The organism is Bradyrhizobium sp. B039 (assembly GCF_038965675.1).
Classification (GTDB): domain Bacteria; phylum Pseudomonadota; class Alphaproteobacteria; order Rhizobiales; family Xanthobacteraceae; genus Bradyrhizobium; species Bradyrhizobium diazoefficiens.
Window position 1 is genome coordinate 3,795,899 of record NZ_CP152416.1, and the last position, 18,781, is coordinate 3,814,679.

The window sequence follows — 18,781 nt, forward strand, 5'->3', positions numbered from 1 at the left end:
GAGGGCTTTTTGAAGGCGGGGGAAAGTCTGTGGCGATCGCTTGGGTGGGCACCGAACAGCGATCGCGACGGGGCGAACCTCGGCTCAGCCCTGAATTTATCGGGGCGTCTCGCCGAATTGCAGGCCGAGCACATGAAGCGGCTATACCAGCTCACCGAGCACGTCATCAAATCGGCCGCCGGCGTGCAAGGCGAAGGAGGCATTGAGCCTGCACGCGGCGATCGCCGGTTCAACGCCACGGAATGGCGGGACGATGCGGCCTATAGTCTGTTGAAGCAATGCTATTTGCTGAACTCGCGCTACTGCGTCGACTTCGTCGAGGCGCTCGATCTCGACGAGAAGGAAAAGCATCGACTGCGCTTCTTCACGCGCCAGCTCATCGAGGCGATGAGCCCGACCAATTTCCTGGCCACCAATCCGGATGTCATCAAGCTCGCGACGGACAGCGAAGGTCAAAGCCTCAAGGCGGGCCTGGAGAACCTGATGAGCGATCTGGGCAGGGGTAGCCTGACGATCACGGATGAGGAGGCTTTCGAGGTCGGAAAGGATGTCGCCGCATCCAGGGGCGCGGTTGTGTTCGAAAACGAGCTGTTTCAGCTCATTCAATACGCGCCTGCGACGGAGCAGGTGGCCGCCCGGCCTCTGCTGATCGTGCCGCCCTGCATCAACAAGTTCTACATTCTCGACCTCCAGCCGGCCAATTCGTTCGTTCGATTCGCGGTCGAGAACGGCTTCACGGTCTTCGTGGTTTCATGGCGCAACCCGGATGCCTCCTGTGGCCACATTCGATGGGACGACTACGTTGAGGATGGCGCCATACGCGCCATCGACATCGCCCGATCGATTTCGGGTGTAGACAAGATCAACGTCCTGGGTTGGTGTGTCGGCGGAACGATCTTGTCATCCGCACTCGCCATTCTGCGAACGCGCGGCGATGAATCGGTTGCCAGTGTGACGTTGCTGACGACCATGCTCGACTTCCGGGAACCCGGCGATCTTGGCGTATTCGTGGACGAGGAAGGGGTGCGGCAGCGCGAGCAGACGATCGGGAGGGAAGGCATCTACCGCGGCGCCGAGCTCGGCTTCGTCTTTCAGACGCTGCGGTCGAAGGAGCTGATCTGGCCGAACGTGATCAACAACTATCTGAAGGGAAAGTCGCCGGAGCGTTTCGATCTGCTGTTCTGGAACGCGGATGTCACCAACCTTCCCGGACCGATGTATTGCTTCTACATCAGGAACATGTACCTGGAGAACAATCTTCGGGAGCCGAACCGGTTGACAATGTGCGGCACTCCTGTCGATCTGGCCCGGGTCGATCTGCCTGCTTACGTGCTGGCGACCGCCGAAGATCATATCGTGCCGTGGCGATCGGCCTATCGCACCACCGGCCTGTTCAGTGGCAACACCCGCTTTGTGCTCGGCGCCAGTGGGCACATTGCCGGCGTGATCAATCCCGCCTCCAAGAACAAGCGAAGCTATTGGCTGTCGGACCAGCGATGCGACGATCCCGCCGCGTGGCTTGCGAGCGCCGACGAAAGGCCGGGCAGTTGGTGGAACGATTGGATCGCGTGGCTCAAGCCGTGGGCTGAAGACCGGGTGCCCGCCCGGACGCAACTCGGCAGCAACCTCTATCCTCCGGGGGAAGCGGCACCGGGCCGATTTGTGAAAGCGAAGGCGAACTGACATCGCTGAACGGTCATGGAACGATTGGAAGATAGCCGGAGCGTTGGCCGTTCAAAGCGGTCGCTGAGCGAGGCGATCTCATCATCAGAAATGACTATGGGTTGCTCTTTGTACCGTTTGACGATGTCGATAGGTTACTAAAAGCTGCCACAGAAAAGTCCGAGCGGAGCGGAAGCAGATCTCGAACATTGTGGCGGGCGCGCAGGGATTCTTCTCTGCGCGAGCTGGGCTGCGAAGGTCTCGATTGAAGAGGGAAATTCGTGAGCAGAAATTATACTCACACCGCGAAGTGAGTATGACTCAGGCAGCTACAACCTCGATGTCCAAAGAAGCTTTGCCTGCACATGCACGACTTGACCTCCGCCTGACGTGTGCACTGAGAATCCGAAGAAGCGATTTCCGCTTCCAATTCATGCAAATATCGTCCTAGAAGAGCCAGGCTACGGAAGCCCTCGTCAAACGAGAATTCTCAGTCGGTCTAATCACATAAAGGACTGATCGGAGTTGAAATACCTCAATAAGATGAACAGCTTAGGGCGCAAATTTGCCGTGGCCCCCATGATGGATTGGACCGACCGGCATTGCCGGGTGTTCCACCGTCATCTCACGCGGCGGGCGCTGCTCTATACGGAGATGCTGACCACCGGCGCCATCATCCATGGCGACCGGGAGCGGCTGCTCGGGTTCGATGCGTGCGAAAACCCGGTGGCGCTTCAGCTTGGCGGCTCGGATCCGAGCGAGCTCGCGCAGGCCGCGCGCATCGGCGAGGCGTTTGGCTATGACGAGATCAATCTCAATGTCGGCTGTCCGTCCGATCGCGTGAAGGATGGCCGCTTTGGCGCCTGTCTCATGGCGGAGCCGGAGCTGGTGGCGAGGTGCGTCGATGCGATGAAGCGCGCAGTTGCCGTGCCCGTCACGGTGAAGTGCCGCATCGGGATCGACGACCAGGATCCGGAGGTGGCGCTCGATACGCTCGCGCACGCGGTGGTCGCAGCGGGTTGCGATGCGCTGATCGTGCATGCCCGGAAAGCCTGGCTCAACGGCCTGTCACCGAAGGAGAATCGCGATATTCCGCCGCTCGACTATGAGCGCGTCTATCGGCTCAAGCGCGCGATGCCTGATGTGCCCGTCATCATCAATGGCGGCATCCCAGGCATCGACGAGGCGAAGGCGCATCTTGAACACGTCGATGGCGTGATGCTCGGCCGCGCCGCCTATCAGGAGCCATGGCGGCTGCTCTCCGTCGATTCCGATATCTTCGGCGAGGCGGCGCCGCATGCGACCATGCAGGACGCGCTCGAAGCGATGATGCCTTATATCGAGGCGCAGCTCGCGCGCGGTACGCGGCTGCACGCCATCACACGGCATTTCGTCGGTGCATTCCACGCCGTGCCCGGTGCGCGTGCCTTCCGCCGCTATCTTGCCGAGCAGGGGGTAAAGCCGGGCGCCGGTCTCGACGTGCTGCGCGATTCGATCGCGCGCGTCGGTGTGCGTGCGCCGGCGGAGGCGGCCGCCTGACTGCCGCGACGTGAAGAGCCGGATCGCAACATCCGGCTCTTCGTCGATCGGCCTCAACGGAACAGGTCGAAGTGATAATTCACGCCGACGCGGAAGGTGTGGAATTTCGCAGCGTTCCAGTCCGGCAGGTCGTCGTGCTTGAACTCGGTGTAGAGATATTCGGCCTTGGCCGACCATTTCGGCAGGAACGCCCATTCGACGCCGCCACCCGCTGTCCAGCCCATCTTCATCTTGTTGATCGGACCGTCCTTGAATTCGCCGGCGGCAAGGCCGGCGGTCCCGAAGAACAGCAGGCGTGAATCCATCGTCGCGATGCCGGCGCGGGCGCGGCCGGTCATGTACCAGGGCAGGCTGACCGCGGCGCTGTTGAGTGCGTCGTGGTTCTTGATGTCTCCGCCTTCGAAGTCGTTCTCGATGCCGACCACGAACATCGGCGAGAGCTGGTAGTTGTAGCCGATCTGCACGCCGCCGACGGCGCGCTTGACCTTGCCGCCAGTCGCGCCAGCGAGATTGTTGAAGGCGTCGTCGCCGCTCTCGGCATAGCCGGCGTTGAAGCCCGCATAGAGACCCGTCCACGAATACACCGGCTGCGGTGCCGTATAGGCGGAGGCGGGCGCTGCATAGCGCGGCGACAGGTCGGCAGCGCAGGCGCTGCCTGCGGCGAACACAGCCGCAAAGGGCAGGGCGCACATCGTGCGGCGTAACGCGGCTCTTGCAGTCATCATTCACAATCTCCCACTTGGCCGCGTCCCTTCGGGAGCAGCGCCTGTCCAACCCCGATCCGGGACTGCGATTGTTATAAACCGACTAGGCGGTTTGTAAATAGGGCAAATGCCACACCGCGGCGCGCCAACTGAAGTCGTGGTCTGGATGGGTCACAGCCCGCGCGATTGAGCCTGTCGGCTGGCGAGCGGCGGCTCGCGTCGGCGCTCTAGTCGACCGCCATCCGCGCGCGGCGGGGGCTGCCCTGGAGCTCCGGATAGCCGGTGAGCATCAGCTTGTCGGCGCGCACGCCCCAGCTCTCCAGGCGGTCGAGGAAGCTCATGCCGAGCAGGTTGGTCTTCATCTGCCCGCGCTGCACGACGAGGGCCGGCACCGATTTCTCGACGAGGTGGCCGACGGCAAGACGGTCGAGCGTGAGCCGGGCCGCCTTGGTGTGGCCGCCCGCGGTTTCGAGATCGACGTCATATTCGAGCATCTCGAGCGGCAGCCCGATCGCCTTTGCGGTTTCCCAGGTCAGCACCACGGAGGTCGCACCGGTGTCGATCACCATCGGTGCGGCGACGCCGTTGATCTTCGCGCGCAGCGCGAATTCACCGCCCTGGCCGCGCTGGATCTGCACGGCGGGTGCCGGTGTGACGGTCTGGGTGCGGAAGATGTGCGAGACCTTGTTGCTCGCGCGCGCGATCTGATCGGGATCGCCATAGGCGACGACGGCACCGGCGGTGCCGGCAAGCATGACGAGAACGAGCAGGAAGCGGATCATTGCGCACCTCCATATGCGCGCCGGCCGGTCAGGCGTGTTTCCGCGATCCCGCGATCGGCGCAAGTCCAGCTTCCGCCATGCGTGCCGGCAGCAGCGCCATGACCGAGAGCCGTTCCGCGCTTTCCATGGCGTGCCAGCGCGCGATCTCCGGCAAAGTGCGGCCGCAGCCGAAGCACAGCTTGGTCTTGGGATCGATCATGCAGACGGCGACGCACGGCGTTTCTTTGCTCATTTCGGCATAGTGAGGGATGGTCGGGCATTTCTGCAAGCATATCGTTAAGAGCCCGTGCCTGCGCTCATGATCGGCTTGTGGCGCGGCCGGCGCTTCTCGTCAGGCGCGAGGGAGCCCTCAGGCTGGAGCGGCGGAGAATCATCTGACAGCGGCGCCAGCGCGCTCATCACGCGCTCCGGCGGGAAGGTGACGATCACCTCGGTGCCGATGCGCAGCTTCGATTTCAGCGTGAACGTGCCGCCATGCAGGTCGATCAGGTTCTTTGCGATCGGCAGGCCCAGCCCTGCGCCCTGTTCGGCCGACTTGATCGAGTTGGAGCCCTGGCCGAAGGAAGCGAGCACGACCGGAATCTCGTCCTCGGGGATGCCGGAGCCGGTATCCCTCACCGAGAGATATTGTCCGCCCGAAGCTGTCCAGCCGGCCTTGAGCCAGATCTCGCCGCCCTGCGGCGTGAACTTGATCGAGTTGGAGAGCAGGTTGAGCACGACCTGGCGGATCGCGCGCTCGTCGGCCCAGAGCCGCGGCATGGCCTGCTCGAATACCTCGTGGATGGTGATGCCGCGGTTGGAAGCGCGCAGCTTCATCAGATGGTGGCAGTCGGCGACGATGCCGACCAGCGACACGGCTTCCTCGTTCAGCTCGTAACGGCCGGCCTCGATCCGCGACAGATCGAGAATCTCGTTGATGAGGTTGAGCAAGTGCACGCCGGAATTGTGGATGTCCGCCGAGTACTCCTTGTAGACCGGCACGGCATGCGCGCCAAAAATCTCGCTCTTCATCACCTCGGAGAAGCCGAGGATCGCGTTCAGCGGCGTGCGCAGCTCGTGGCTCATCTGCGCGAGGAAGCGCGACTTGGCGACATTGGCGGATTCGGCGCGGTGGCGCGCCTCGTCCGAGATCGCCTTGGCCTGCTCCAGTTCGCCGATCAGCGCGTCCTTCTCGGCGCGCGCCTCGAGCGTGGCGAAGGTCGAGGAATGCAGGCGATGCGCCAGCAGCACGAAATAGCCTTCGGCGGCGAGCGCGAGTGCGGCCAGGATGTAATTGTCCAGCGAGCCGGTCACCGCAAAGCTCAGCGCCATGGCGACTGCGACCGGTGCGGTGGCGGCAAGGGCGGCGATCGGCAGATTGGCGGCGAGCATGCTCGATACTGCGATCACCAGCAGCATCAGGAACATCATCAGCGTTTCCGTGACCATGTCGAGCACGGGATGGATCAGGATCGCCATCCAGCACAGGCCGTAGAGCAGGTCGAGCACGACGAAGCGTGTTCGCCACGCGCGCGTTGCGGCGGGCGAGGCGGGCTCGGTCAGGAACCGGCGGCAGCTGCGGATCATCGCGCCGTGGATGCAGAGCATGCCGGCGGTCCAGGCCGCGGCCGGGATCGGCTGCATCCACAGTCCGAACAGCACGCCGGTCGCAACCACCAGCAGCATCACGACATAGGAGGCCGACAGCCGCGTCTGGGCATATTGGCGCAGCATCTCGGCGTCGAAAGCCGGCCGGGTTCCACTGGTCGACGTTAACTTATCGCGCGCCTCGCGCACCCGCTGCGCCGCAGCCCTTCGGCTGCTCGCCGATGGAGCGCTTACCGGCTCGGCCGGAAGCTGCACAACCTCAGGCTTTTCAGCGGGGTTACTCATCAAGCAACACGATTCCTGCCCACGCCGGACGCGGGCCTTCTGCATTGTCTATCTCTGGCAAGAAATCCTTAAGAGCTGACTTAAGGAGCTAAAGAATTACGTTAACCGGGCGTTAATCTGGAGCCGGTCCGAACCGCTCAATGCAGCGCCGCGTGCTGTGCGATGTACACCACCGCACCCGCCAGATAGCCGGCGAGCGCGGGGCCAGCGATGCGGCGGGCATACCAGAGGAACTCGATCCGCTCGAGCCCCATCGCGGCAACGCCCGCGGCCGAGCCGATGATCAGGATCGAGCCGCCGGTGCCGGCGCAATAGGCGATGAACTCCCAGATGAAGCTGTCGGGCGGATAATGCGCGAGGTCGTACATGCCCATGGTCGCGGCGACCAGCGGCACGTTGTCGATGATGGCGCTGAGCAGGCCGAGCACGACGACGATGACGTCCTGTCGGCCGAGCGTGGCGTCGAGCCATTTGGCCAGCATCGAGAGCAGGCCGGCATGGTCGAGGCAGGCGACCGCGAGCAGGATGCCGACGAAGAACACGACCGAGGTCATGTCGATCCGTCCCAGCGCATGCACCAGCGTGAGGGGCTGGCGCACATGCTCGTCCTTGTGCCGGTGCACGATCTCGCCGACCAGCCAGAGCACGCCGAGCCCGAACAGGATGCCCATGAAGGGCGCCAGATGCGTCACCGCCTTGAACACCGGCACCGCGATCAGGGTGCCGAGCCCGAGATAGAACATCAGGTTGCGCTCGAACCGGTCGACAGCCAGCAGCCCGGTGTCCTTCGACGGCGGCGCGATGGTCTTGCCCTTGAGCGAGAAGCTGATGAAGGCGAGCGGCACGAGCAGATTGAGGAGCGAGGGCAGGAACACCGCGCTCATGATCCTCAGCGGCGAGATCTGCCCGCCGATCCAGAGCATGGTCGTGGTGACGTCGCCGATCACGGTCCAGGCGCCGCCGGCATTGGCGGCAATGACGATGAGGGAGGCGAACAGCAGGCGGTCGTCGCGACGGGCGATCAGCTTCTGGATCAGCGAGATCATGACGATGGTGGTCGTCAGATTGTCCAGGATCGCGCTCAGGAAGAACGTCACGAAGCCGATCAGCCAGATCAGCGCCACCTGGCTCGTGGTGCGGATCAGCGAGGTGATGACCTCGAAGCCGTCATGGGCGTCGATCACCTCGACGATGGTCATGGCGCCGATCAGGAAGAAAACGATCTGCGCGGTGGAGCCGACGGACTCGTCGAGCTGGCGGCCGACCAGCGCGTGGTCGCCCGTCGCGATCGCGTAGACACTCCAGAGCAGGCCCGCACCGAGCAGCGCGGAAGCGCTCTTGTTGACGCGAAGCGGGTGCTCGAGCGCGATCGCCGCATAGGCCAGGACGAAGATGGCGGCGATCGCGATCAGCAAGGTCGTTTCAGATGGTCAGGTGTCAGCGGTTGAGGCGCGCGAGCAGGCTGGACGTATCCCAACGCTTGCCGCCCATCTTCTCGACTTCGGCGTAGAACTGGTCGACCAGCGCGGTCACCGGCAGGGTGGCGCCGTTGCGGCGGGCTTCGGCAAGCGAGATCGACAGGTCCTTGCGCATCCATTCGACGGCGAAGCCGAAATCGTACTTGCCCTCGTTCATGGTCTTGTAGCGGTTCTCCATCTGCCACGACTGCGCCGCCCCCTTGGAGATGGTCTCGATTACCGCGGCGACGTCGAGGCCACTCTTCTTGGCGAAGTGAATACCCTCGGAGAGGCCCTGCACGAGGCCGGCGATGCAGATCTGGTTGACCATCTTGGTCAGCTGGCCAGAGCCGGCGGGCCCGAGCAGTTTGCACATCCGCGCATAGGCGCCGGTGATCACCGGCTCAGCGCCGGCGTAGGCATCCTCGGCGCCGCCGCACATCACCGTCAGCACGCCGTTCTCGGCACCGGCCTGGCCGCCGGAGACCGGGGCGTCGATGAACTTGAAGCCGGCCTTGGTGGCGGCCGCGTCGAGCTCGCGCGCGACTTCGGCGGAGGCGGTGGTGTGGTCGACGAAAGTCGCGCCCTTCTTCATGCCGGCGAAGGCACCGTCGGGGCCGATCGTCACCGCGCGCAGGTCATTGTCGTTGCCGACGCAGCACATCACGAAATCCTGGCCCTCGGCGGCGGCCTTCGGGGTCGCCGCGGTCTTGCCGCCGAACTTGTCCGCCCATTCCTTCGCCTTGGCCGCGGTGCGGTTGTAGACGGTGACCTCATGGCCCCCTTTTTTTACGAGGTGTCCGGCCATGGGGAAGCCCATCACGCCGAGACCGAGGAAAGCGACTTTAGCCATGTGTGGTACCTTGTCCGTAGTTTGGGTTTTACGGTTCTTGCCGGGCGGGGCGCGCCGGGTTCCGCCGTGAGGGCGGATCGGGGCGCACCATAAACCCTTGAGGGCAGAGGGCAACGGCTTCGTTTGGCGGCCCCCTGTGCTAGGATGGCGGGACTAAAGGACTTCAAAAAAAGGGAGCGAAAGCATGGGCGGCGTGAGCGTTGGCGTCCTCGATCATTTCAACATCCGGACCCGTAATCTGGCCGAGACGGTCCGCTTCTACGAGGACGTGCTGGGCCTGGAAAAAGGCGCCCGGCCGAATTTCGCTTTCCCGGGTGCCTGGATGTACAGCGAGGGCAGGCCGGTGGTGCACCTCGTCGATATTTCTCCGACCTCGGAGCCACAAAAGCCGGATTCCGGCGTTGTTCACCACGTCGCCTTCGTCAGCCGCGGTTTTGACGGCATGAAGCAGCGGCTGACGTCCAAAGGGATGAAATTCGACTCCCGCCAGGTGCCCGGCGGCGACCTCTGGCAGATCTTCGTGCACGACCCCAACGGGGTGATGATCGAGCTGAATTACGAGGCAGCCCTGGAGCAGGGGGCGGCGCCCGCCGAGATGGCTGACGATATCGGCAGGCAGTAGCCTTTTGGGCGTTTCCGCTCTAATGGGGCACATCCTGGACTCAAGGAGATGCGCTTTGAGCGTGACGCAGCAACAGGTTCTCGACAGCCTCGCCCGGATCAAATCGCCGCGCGGGGTCGCGCTTCCCAATGCCAATGTGCTGAGCGCGATCAGCGCCTCGGACGGCAAGGTGTTCTTCTCGATCAATGTCGATGCCGCGGAGGCGCGGGCCTGGGAGGCCGTCCGGGCCGAGGCCGAGGCCGCCGTGCGCGCCATTCCCGGCGCCACCACCGTGATGGTGGCGCTGACCGCCGAGCGCAAGCCGGGCTCTGCACCTCCGCCGCCGCCCACGCCAAGCCGCGGCACGCCGGGCGTGCAGCCGGTCCATGCCCACAAGCCGCCGCAGGGCGGTGGGTCGCCGATGGCGCGGCAATCGGAGATTCCGGGCGTCGCCGCCGTGATCGCGGTCGCCTCGGGCAAGGGCGGCGTCGGCAAGTCCACCACCGCGCTCAATCTGGCGCTGGGCCTGCGGGATCTCGGCCTCAAGGTCGGGCTTCTGGATGCCGACATCTACGGCCCCTCGGTGCCGCGGCTGACGGGCCTGCGCGACAAGCCGGAGCTGGATGGCGAGCGCAAGATGATTCCGCTCCGGCGCTTCGGCCTCGCGATCATGTCGATCGGCTTCCTGGTGGAGGAAGAGACCGCGATGATCTGGCGCGGTCCGATGGTGATGTCGGCGGTCACGCAGATGCTGCGCGACGTCGCATGGGGTAGCCTCGACGTGCTCGTCGTCGACATGCCGCCGGGCACCGGCGATGCCCAGCTCACGCTGGCGCAGAACGTGCCGCTGAAGGGCGCCGTGATCGTCTCGACCCCGCAGGACCTGTCGCTGATCGACGCGCGGCGGGGGCTTGCGATGTTCCGCAAGGTCAACGTGCCCGTGCTCGGCATCGTCGAGAACATGAGCTACTTCCAGTGCCCGCATTGCGGCACGAAATCCGACATCTTCGGCCATGGCGGAGCGCGCCACGAGGCCGAGAAGCTCGGAGTCCCGTTCCTGGGCGAGATCCCGCTGCACATGGCGATTCGCGCTACCTCGGACGCCGGCAATCCCGTCGTCGACAGCGAGCCGGACGGCCCCCATGCGGCGATCTACCGCGCCATTGCGGGCCAGGTTCGGGACCAGCTCAAGGGCGCCATCGCGGCGGCCTGAGCGGGACGACGCCAATCCATTGGGGACATGCGACTTTCGTAGAGCCCCGTCATGCCAATGTCGCGTTCCGCAGGCGGGGCTTCCGTGTTAAACGCCCACGGCAGTCAAGCCCCATCGGTTCGACGCGGCCCAAGCGCGTCGCCGGAATGAGCGGCGGCAAAGAGGAAGTTCGGGGGAACGCCCCAGCAAGGAGAGACCTGAAAATGAAGCGTCGTGATTTCCTGAAAGTGTCGGCAGCAGGCGCGGCGGCGACAGCCGCGGTGGCCTCGCCGGCGATCGCTCAATCATCGCCCGAGATCAAGTGGCGCCTGACCTCGAGCTTCCCGAAGTCGCTCGATACGATCTATGGCGGTGCCGAGCAGGTGGCGAAGTACGTCGCCGAAATGACCGACAACAAATTCCAGATCCAGGTGTTCGCGGCCGGCGAAATCGTCCCCGGCCTCCAGGCGCTCGATGCGACCTCGAACGGCACGGTCGAGATGTGCCACACCGTGTCGTACTACTATGTCGGCAAGGATCCGACCTTCGCGATCTTCGCCTCGGTGCCCTTCGGCCTCAACGCGCGCCAGCAGAATTCGTGGCTGTACCAGGGCGGCGGCAACGAGCTCGCCAACGAGTTCTTCAAGAAGTCGAACGTGATTGGCCACCCCTGCGGCAACACCGGCACCCAGATGGGCGGCTGGTTCCGCAAGGAGATCAAGACGGTTGCCGATCTCTCCGGCCTGAAATTCCGCATCGGCGGCATCGCCGGCCAGGTGCTTCAGAAAGTCGGCGTCGTGCCGCAGCAGCTCGCCGGCGGCGACATCTATCCGGCGCTGGAGAAGGGCACCATCGACGCCGCCGAATGGGTCGGCCCCTATGATGACGAGAAGCTCGGCTTCGCCAAGGTCGCCAAGTACTACTACTATCCGGGCTTCTGGGAAGGCGGCCCGACCGTCCATGCCTTCACCAACCTGGACAAGTGGAATTCGCTGCCGAAGAACTACCAGGCGATCCTCACCAACGCGATGGCCAATGCCAACAGCTGGATGGCCGCGCGTTACGACATGCAGAACCCGTCGGCGCTGAAGCGTCTGGTGGCCGGCGGCACGCAGCTTCGTCCCTTCACCAACGAGGTGCTCGAAGCCTGCCTCAAGGCGACCAACGAGCTGTGGGGCGAGATCTCGGCCAAAAACGCCGACTTCAAGAAGTCGATCGACGCCATGCAGGCCTACCGCTCCGATGAATATCTGTGGTGGCAGGTTGCCGAGTACACCTACGACAGCTTCATGATCCGCTCGCGCACCCGCGGCTGATCTTCGAAGAAGTCGCAAGATCGGAAAGCCCGGCCTCCAGACGAGGCCGGGCTTTTTCTTTGCTGGTGCATCCAGGGTCAGAAACAAAAAATGTCTAAAACAACCCCATGCACAGTAGAAGTGGGGCCGGGGCGTCTTGCTCGGTGGATGCTGCCAACAGTTTGACGGGGCGGGGCAAATCAGGGGGACAGAGCAATCATGGAGCAGCCGGTGCCGACGGGGCGATTTGCCCGACGGCGACCGGAACGACATCGTCATTTGGCGCGCATCGGCCCCCCGTCATTGCGAGCGCAGCTTGGCCCCGCCGCATTGCATTCGCGGCACTGGCTGCGCTCTGCGAAGCCGCTTGATTCGTCGGGCAAAACACTGCCAGAAAGCGATCATCGCAGAATCCGAAATTTGTCCGATGATCCCTGGAGTGACGATCGCGGATCGCGTTGGGGGCTTGCCATGATGACGCATGCAAGGCTGCTTGGAATCGTTGCCGCTGTAACGTGGCTCGGGTGGTCCGCGGCATCGGCGGCCGGCGGTATGTCGAAAGATATTTGGAAGGGTGCCTGGAAATTCGAGATCGATCGCCAGGATCGGCCGTACCTCGGCTATTACGACACCAGGGGCAAGACAGTATTTCGCATCGGCTGCGGCGCGCATTTCGAGATGGATGCGGTCTATCCGGGGGAAGCGCCGAAACAGGACCACACCAAGGCCTCGATCACGATCGCCAACGGCAAGACGCAGATGGATTTCGCCGGCTTCACCTACGCCGGTCCCGAGTCCTTCCCGCCGAACACCACAATGTTCAACCAGCCGGACCTCGGCTATCCCGAGCTTGCCGAAGACAAATGGCGCGCGCTGGAAGATCGCGTCTTCAATCTTCTGGACTCCGGGCAGCCGCTGACGATCTCGGCCGAGGGCAAAAGCTACGTGCTGCCGCCGGTCGAGCTGCCGCGCTGGCGGCCGCGCTTCCAGAGAATCTGCTGACGCGCCCTCCGCTCGCGCACCCGCGGCTGATGATGATCCAAGCGCTACGCCTTAAGTCGCACGCCGCAAGACTCGCGCCTCCGGAGGAGGCCAGGCTTTTTCTCTGCCGCAGTGCGATGACGATGGAATTCCGTTGGGCCTTGCGTCATGCTGGCCCCAAGCCTCGGCAAGAAGGCTTCACAATCAGATCCATCAGGGCAGGAAATCATGAAGAGAAGAGACTTCATCAAGGTCACAGGACTTGGTGCGGCCGGCGCCGCCACGCTCGCCGCTCCCGCGATCGCGCAGTCGATGCCGGAAATCAAATGGCGCATGCCGACGAGCTGGCCGAAATCGCTCGACACGCTCTTTGGCGGCGCCGAGATGATGTGCAAGATGGTTGCGGAAGCCACCGACAACAAATTCCAGATCCAGATCTTCGCGGCCGGCGAGATCGTGCCGGGCCTCCAGGTGCTCGACGCCGTGCAGAACGCCACCTGCGAGATCGGCCACACCGCCTCGTACTATTATTTCGGCAAGGACCCGACCTTCACCTTCGGCTCGGCGGTGCCGTTCGGGCCCAACATGCGCATCAACCAGGCCTGGTACATGCAGGGCGGGGGACGGGAAGTCCTCAACGAGTTCTACAAGAGCTACAACGTCGTCTCGCTGCTTGCGGGCAACACCGGCTGCCAGATGGGCGGCTGGTTCAGGAAAGAGGTCAACACGCCCGAGGATCTCAAGGGGATGAAATTCCGCATCGGCGGCTTTGCCGGCCGCGTGCTCCAGAAGCTCGGCGTGGTGCCGCAGCAGCTCGCCGGCGGCGACATCTATCCGGCGCTGGAGAAGGGCACCATCGACGCCGCCGAATGGGTCGGCCCCTACGATGATGAGAAGCTCGGCTTCTACAAGATCGCGCCGCACTACTACTATCCGGGCTGGTGGGAGGGCGGGCCGATGCTGCTGGCCTTCGTCAATCTCGACAAGTGGAATGCGCTGCCGAAGTACTATCAAAGCGTGCTGGAGCAGGCCGGCCACTACGCCAACAATTACATGATGGCACGCTACGACACAGCCAATCCGCTCGCATTGAAGAAGCTGCTTGCCAACGGCGCCAAGCTGCACGCCTTCTCGCCGCCGATCATGGAGGCCTGCTACAAGGCCGCGAAGGAGCTGCACGCCGAAGTCGGTGCGACCAACGCCAACTTCAAGAAGGTCCACGACTCTCTCGCCAAGTTCACCGGCGATGGCTACGCCTGGTTCCAGGTCGCGGAAGTCGGCTACGACATCTTCATGGCGCGGCGGTCGCAGAGCTGATCGCGACTTCTGTCGCATGCAGCGCCCCGGAGCGAAGGCTGCGGGGCGTTGCGGTCGCAGCTCTGGAGGTGACAGACTCAAAACATGAAAAACGGCCCATGCTCAATAGACGAGGGGACATGGCAAGAGGCTCCGTGGATGCTGCCAACAGCCTGATGCGTCAGGACAAATCAGCTGAAGCAGGCGATGATCGCGGAGCCGGGGTCCGTGCCGCGTTTTGAGAGCCAGGTCAGGATCAGCTACGGGCAGTCGCACCGATGGATGGCGCTGCCGTTCTTTGAAACGGCAGTTCCGCTGCTTGTCGTGATGGGATTCGCAGCTTGGTCTGACGCTGGTGATCGAGCGCGCGTTCTGAAGTCGCTACGCGCATGTTCGAAGCGTCGAGGTCGGTCTAATCCCCGATGTCATACTGCTTGCTGAGGTGATCGCCGATCTGGACCAGCATGGCGACACATTCGGGGTAGCCGGGTCGATCGGACGTGGCCTGATCCGCGTCGGCGCGAAACTCCCAGGAGGCGCCATCGCGAACGATGGAAATCGCCATTCCATCGGGGCAGTCGGCGTGGACCTTCAACTCGGCCCTCGCCATTGCGATCAGTTCGCCTTCAGTCTTGACCGGCCTGCTCATGAAGCTCGTCCCTCCGTCCTGGAACAGAAATTTGCCCATATCCGGCAAATTAGCAAACAAGTCCTGGATAGTAACTGATCCATATCATCGGGATCAGGCGCTCACCGGCGGTGGGCTCGGGTTTGGAATCCGATCCTACCCGCGTGCGTGGTGGATGACCGTCGGAGGCCTGTAAGCGGCAATGCCGTCTCGTTGCGCTCCACCGGCCGGCATCGCGGCTTTATCAGGACACTTCTGATCGGCTTACGTGAGCCTGACAGGAAGGCCCGCCGCGTGTTTTTTCGCTGGCCGAGGCGTCCGGAATGGTGGAAGAGAGCGATGATGCGGCCCTGGCCGTAACCTTGGCCGTGAGATGACTCCGGAACATCCGGCGGGACTGAGATGCGCCTTCTGATCGTCGAAGACAATGCCGAGCTGTCGCGGCTGGTGGCCGCCGGGCTGTCGGCGGCCGGCTACGAGAGCGACATCGTGAGCAGCGCGGCCGAGGCGCGCGAGGCGGTCGGCAGCGTCAGCTATGCCGCGATGATCCTCGACCTCGGCCTTCCCGACGGCGACGGCCTGTCGGTGCTGCGCGAGCTGCGCCGGCAGATGGAGCCGCTGCCGGTGCTGGTGCTAACCGCGCGCGGCGGCTTGCAGGATCGCGTCAACGGCCTGCGCAGCGGCGCCGACGACTATCTCGCAAAGCCGTTCGCGATGGAGGAGCTGGTGGCACGGCTGGAGGCGATCCTGCGCCGGCCGGGCCAGCTGCTCGGCCGCTCGCTGCGGTTGGCCAACCTCGTCTACGACACCGAGAGCCGCCAGATCTTCATCGACGACCAGCCGCGGATCATCTCCGCGCGCGAGGCCTCGGTGCTCGAGATCCTGCTGCGCCGGCAGGGGCGGGTGGTGCCGAAGAAGAACGTCGAGGATCACATCTTCGGACTCGAGGGCGAGGTCGCCTCCAACGCCGTCGAGGTCTACGTCTCGCGGCTGCGCAAGCAGCTCACCGAACACGGCGCCAAGGTCGTGATCCACACCATCCGCGGCGTCGGCTATCTCATGGCCGAGGAGAAATAGCGTGTCCGCCGCCCGGTCATTCGCCAGGCCGACGTTCAAATCGCTGATCTCGCGCATCGTGTTCCTGCATATCGTGGCGGTCGCGGTGGTTGCGATCTTCCTGCCGCTGGTGCTGTTCTGGCTGCTCAACTCGGAGGTCGACCAGCTGCACCGCGATGCCATGCGCGCCCAGGCCGAGGTGCTCGCCGAGCGCATCGTCCCGCAGGCGGACGGCACGTTGACCTTCAATCTGCCCGACAGTCTGAAGGGCCTCTATTCGGAAGCCTATGGCCGCTACCAGTACGACATTCGCGATTCCGAGGGACGCGTGCTGTTCTCGTCGCGGCGAAAGACCGGCGATACCGCCCCGCCGCGCTTGTCCGAGACGATTTCCGGTGCCGGCGTGAGCCGCGTGATCGAGGGCAGGACGGTGCGCATCCGCGTCGCCGAGGATCTTTCGCACCGCGACGTCATCATCGACGACATCATCTCGAACTTCTTCCGGCGGGTCGGGTGGATCACCATCCCGATCCTGCTGATCCTGCTCGCGACCGACATCATCATCTTCCGCCGTGCGGTCGCGCCGCTGTGGAAGGCCTCGGAGGAGGCCAGCAATATCGGCCCGGCGCGCACCGACATCCGCCTGCCGACGGAGCAGATCCCGCGCGAGATCATGCCGCTCGTCACCGCCGTGAACCAGGCGCTCGATCGCCTCGAGGACGGCTTTCGCGTGCAACGCCAGTTCACCGCGGATGCCGCGCATCAATTGCGCACGCCGCTTGCGATCCTGCGCACGCGGATCGAGACGCTCGGCGACCGCGAGGCAAGGCAGGCGCTGCATGCCGACATCGAGGGCATGGGCCGCATCGTCGCCCAGCTGCTGGAGATCGCCGAGCTCGACACGCTGGTGCTCGATCCCGGCGAGACCGCCGACCTGCGCGCCGTCTGCACCGAGGTGGTCGGCGCGATCGCGCCGTTCGCGCTCGCCCAGCACAAGGACATCGCACTCAGGGGCACCGACGCGCCGGTGATGGTCCACGGCAATTCCGAGATGCTTCAGCGCGCGATCTTCAACCTCGCCGAAAACGCCATCAAGTTCACCGCAAAGGATACGTCCGTCGATGTCGAGGTCGGTGACGACGGTGTAGTGCGCGTGCGCGATTGCGGTCCCGGCATCGCGGACGCCGAGCGCGAGCTGATCTTCCAGCGCTTCTGGCGCGCCGACCGCCAGCGCAGCGACGGCGCCGGTCTGGGGCTCTCGATCGTGCGCGGCGTGGCGGAGGACCATGACGCGACGGTGGCGGTGGAGAACCTTCCCGGTGGCGGCGCGGAGTTCACGCTGCGGTTTCGGCTGGCGGAGAGGGCAGGCGGCCCCTCTCCCCTCATATCCGCCGAAGCGTTGGCGAAGGCGGATGTGGGAGAGGGTGGCATAGGCGGCCTTCGGCCGCCGTCCTCATAACGCCGATGCTTTGCATCGGCGTCCACTTTAGGGCGGCCGCTATTTCAGCTTGCCCGTGGACAGGTCCATGATCATGCGCGTGGCCAGATAAAGCCGCGGCACGATGCTGTTGATCTGCACATATTCGGCATCGTTGGAGTGCGCGCCGAAGCCCGACAGGCCCATGCCTTCCACCACGGCTCCGCTGGTCTTGAGCGCGGCAAACGCGGCGTCGGTGCCGCCGCCGGTCGCCTTCTCGTCGACCTTGAGGGACAGTCCGATCTCCCCATAGATCGTCTTGCCGTAGGCCGCGACGCGGCGCGAGGCGTCGTTGGCTTCCAACGGCGGACGACGCACCTCGAATTTCAGCTCGACCCTGGAGTCGGGCAGCAGGCGATTCTTGATCTTCTCCTGCAGCGCCTTCTGCAACTCGTCGAAATCGGCGACCTTGAGCGCACGCGCATCGGCCTGGGCCGTGGCGTCGGCCGGGATGACGTTGCGGTTGGTGCCGGCCTTGGAGACCGTCCAGTTCAGCTTCAGGCCCTGCTCTGGCTTGGACAGGTCCTTCATCTGCAGCACCTGGTGCGAGAGCTCGTACAGCGCGTTGACGCCGCCCTCGGGCCGCGCGCCCGCGTGCGAGGACTTGCCCTGCACCGTGAGATAGGCCGAGCCGATGCCACTGGTGGCGAGGCGAAGCGTGCCGTCGGTGCCGCCGCCTTCGAACGAGAACACCACGTCCTGATCCGCGGCGAATTTGGCGATGGTGCTGCGCCAGCCGGGCGAGGAGATCTCCTCGTCCCCATTGGTGAGCACCGTGAGCGTGCCGTAATCCTTGAAGTTGAGTTTCTGGAGCATCCCCACGGTATGGAGAATGAGCGCGACGCCCTGCTTGTCGTCGGCGATGCCGAGGCCGTAGGCCTTGTCACCGTCGACGCGGAACGGTTGGTCCTTCAGCATGCCCTTCAGGTACACCGTGTCCATGTGGGCGATCAGCATGATCTTCTTGCTGCCGGTGCCCTTGAACACGGCGTGCACGGCCGGGCCGATTGTCTCGGGCGTGTCGTCGAGGCGATAGATGTCGGTGGGGTGCAAAATCTCCACCGTGCCGCCGAGCTGCTTGAGCTGGCCGGCAACGCGCTCGGCAATCTTTTCCAGGCCGTCGACGTCCTTGCTGCCCGATTCGATGCCGACGAGATCGCGCAGCGTGTCGAGCAGCGGCTGCTGCTCCTTTTGCGCCAATGCATGGACATCGGTCATCGGTTCCGCATGCGCAAACGTTGCGGCACATGCCAGCCAGAGCGATGCGATCAAGGGAGTGAACGACGGAGCAGGGTGCGATCGGGACATGCGCGGCGGTCCATCAGTTGGAGGATGGCCCGGTATGCCCGTGTTTGCGGCGCGTGTCACGTGCGCGGACGCGCGCGT

17 protein-coding genes are annotated in these 18,781 nt (G+C 64.2%); 9 read left to right on the top strand and 8 right to left on the bottom strand.

The genetic code is table 11. The annotated features are described in order from the left end of the window. Positions 1-9 precede the first annotated feature (9 nt). Both phaC and dusA read left to right on the top strand, forming a co-directional pair. On the top strand, positions 10-1,683 hold the full coding sequence (gene phaC / locus AAFG50_RS17505) for a class I poly(R)-hydroxyalkanoic acid synthase (RefSeq protein ID WP_231166693.1): 1,674 nt from the start codon (positions 10-12) through the stop codon (positions 1,681-1,683). A 558-nt stretch (positions 1,684-2,241) separates the two neighbouring features. Further along, entirely contained in the window at positions 2,242-3,201 is a 960-nt protein-coding gene (dusA, locus tag AAFG50_RS17510) for a tRNA dihydrouridine(20/20a) synthase DusA (RefSeq protein ID WP_028170822.1), read from the top strand. A 53-nt stretch (positions 3,202-3,254) separates the two neighbouring features. On the opposite strand, the gene AAFG50_RS17515 is transcribed toward dusA, so the two are convergent. The 6 genes from AAFG50_RS17515 to AAFG50_RS17540 form a co-directional block, all read right to left on the bottom strand. Continuing rightward, positions 3,255-3,923 (bottom strand): outer membrane protein, encoded by a 669-nt coding sequence (locus AAFG50_RS17515; protein WP_028170823.1) that lies wholly within the window; start codon positions 3,921-3,923, stop codon positions 3,255-3,257. A gap of 209 nt (positions 3,924-4,132) precedes the next feature. Next, a complete protein-coding gene (locus tag AAFG50_RS17520) occupies positions 4,133-4,687 on the bottom strand; it encodes a TIGR02281 family clan AA aspartic protease (RefSeq protein ID WP_028170824.1) in 555 nt (184 codons plus the stop codon). 28 nt (positions 4,688-4,715) lie between these two features. Continuing rightward, entirely contained in the window at positions 4,716-4,919 is a 204-nt protein-coding gene (locus AAFG50_RS17525; protein ID WP_011086518.1) for a DUF1289 domain-containing protein, read from the bottom strand. A gap of 44 nt (positions 4,920-4,963) precedes the next feature. Further along, complete coding sequence (locus tag AAFG50_RS17530) at positions 4,964-6,559, bottom strand: ATP-binding protein (protein ID WP_028170825.1); 1,596 nt, start codon at positions 6,557-6,559, stop codon at positions 4,964-4,966. 137 nt (positions 6,560-6,696) lie between these two features. Beyond that, the gene (gene nhaD, locus AAFG50_RS17535) at positions 6,697-7,974 is read right to left on the bottom strand and encodes a sodium:proton antiporter NhaD (RefSeq protein WP_028170826.1); all 1,278 of its coding nucleotides are present in this window, start codon (positions 7,972-7,974) and stop codon (positions 6,697-6,699) included. 22 nt (positions 7,975-7,996) lie between these two features. Continuing rightward, positions 7,997-8,869 (bottom strand): NAD(P)-dependent oxidoreductase, encoded by an 873-nt coding sequence (locus AAFG50_RS17540; protein ID WP_011086521.1) that lies wholly within the window; start codon positions 8,867-8,869, stop codon positions 7,997-7,999. Between the two features lie 184 nt (positions 8,870-9,053). Here AAFG50_RS17540 and AAFG50_RS17545 point away from each other — a divergent pair, with 184 nt between their 5' ends. The 5 genes from AAFG50_RS17545 to dctP all read left to right on the top strand — a co-directional run bounded on the left by AAFG50_RS17545 (position 9,054) and on the right by dctP (position 14,255). Then, a complete protein-coding gene (locus AAFG50_RS17545; protein ID WP_028170827.1) occupies positions 9,054-9,491 on the top strand; it encodes a VOC family protein in 438 nt (145 codons plus the stop codon). A 55-nt stretch (positions 9,492-9,546) separates the two neighbouring features. After that, positions 9,547-10,683: an Mrp/NBP35 family ATP-binding protein gene (locus AAFG50_RS17550; RefSeq protein WP_028170828.1), complete on the top strand. Its 1,137-nt coding sequence runs from the start codon at positions 9,547-9,549 to the stop codon at positions 10,681-10,683. Between the two features lie 203 nt (positions 10,684-10,886). Further along, entirely contained in the window at positions 10,887-11,978 is a 1,092-nt protein-coding gene (locus tag AAFG50_RS17555) for a TRAP transporter substrate-binding protein (protein ID WP_028170829.1), read from the top strand. Between the two features lie 198 nt (positions 11,979-12,176). Continuing rightward, the gene (locus AAFG50_RS17560) at positions 12,177-12,959 is read left to right on the top strand and encodes a hypothetical protein (protein ID WP_231166694.1); all 783 of its coding nucleotides are present in this window, start codon (positions 12,177-12,179) and stop codon (positions 12,957-12,959) included. 207 nt (positions 12,960-13,166) lie between these two features. Next, positions 13,167-14,255 (top strand): TRAP transporter substrate-binding protein DctP, encoded by a 1,089-nt coding sequence (gene dctP, locus AAFG50_RS17565; RefSeq protein WP_028170831.1) that lies wholly within the window; start codon positions 13,167-13,169, stop codon positions 14,253-14,255. A 391-nt stretch (positions 14,256-14,646) separates the two neighbouring features. Here dctP and AAFG50_RS17570 read toward each other — a convergent pair whose 3' ends face one another. Beyond that, a complete protein-coding gene (locus AAFG50_RS17570) occupies positions 14,647-14,883 on the bottom strand; it encodes a hypothetical protein (protein WP_028170832.1) in 237 nt (78 codons plus the stop codon). 381 nt (positions 14,884-15,264) lie between these two features. Here AAFG50_RS17570 and AAFG50_RS17575 point away from each other — a divergent pair, with 381 nt between their 5' ends. After that, the gene (locus AAFG50_RS17575) at positions 15,265-15,939 is read left to right on the top strand and encodes a response regulator transcription factor (protein ID WP_011086528.1); all 675 of its coding nucleotides are present in this window, start codon (positions 15,265-15,267) and stop codon (positions 15,937-15,939) included. A gap of 1 nt (position 15,940) precedes the next feature. Beyond that, entirely contained in the window at positions 15,941-17,377 is a 1,437-nt protein-coding gene (locus AAFG50_RS17580) for an ATP-binding protein (protein ID WP_039184259.1), read from the top strand. A 39-nt stretch (positions 17,378-17,416) separates the two neighbouring features. On the opposite strand, the gene AAFG50_RS17585 is transcribed toward AAFG50_RS17580, so the two are convergent. Further along, positions 17,417-18,703 (bottom strand): M20/M25/M40 family metallo-hydrolase, encoded by a 1,287-nt coding sequence (locus tag AAFG50_RS17585; protein ID WP_039184261.1) that lies wholly within the window; start codon positions 18,701-18,703, stop codon positions 17,417-17,419. Positions 18,704-18,781 lie beyond the last annotated feature (78 nt).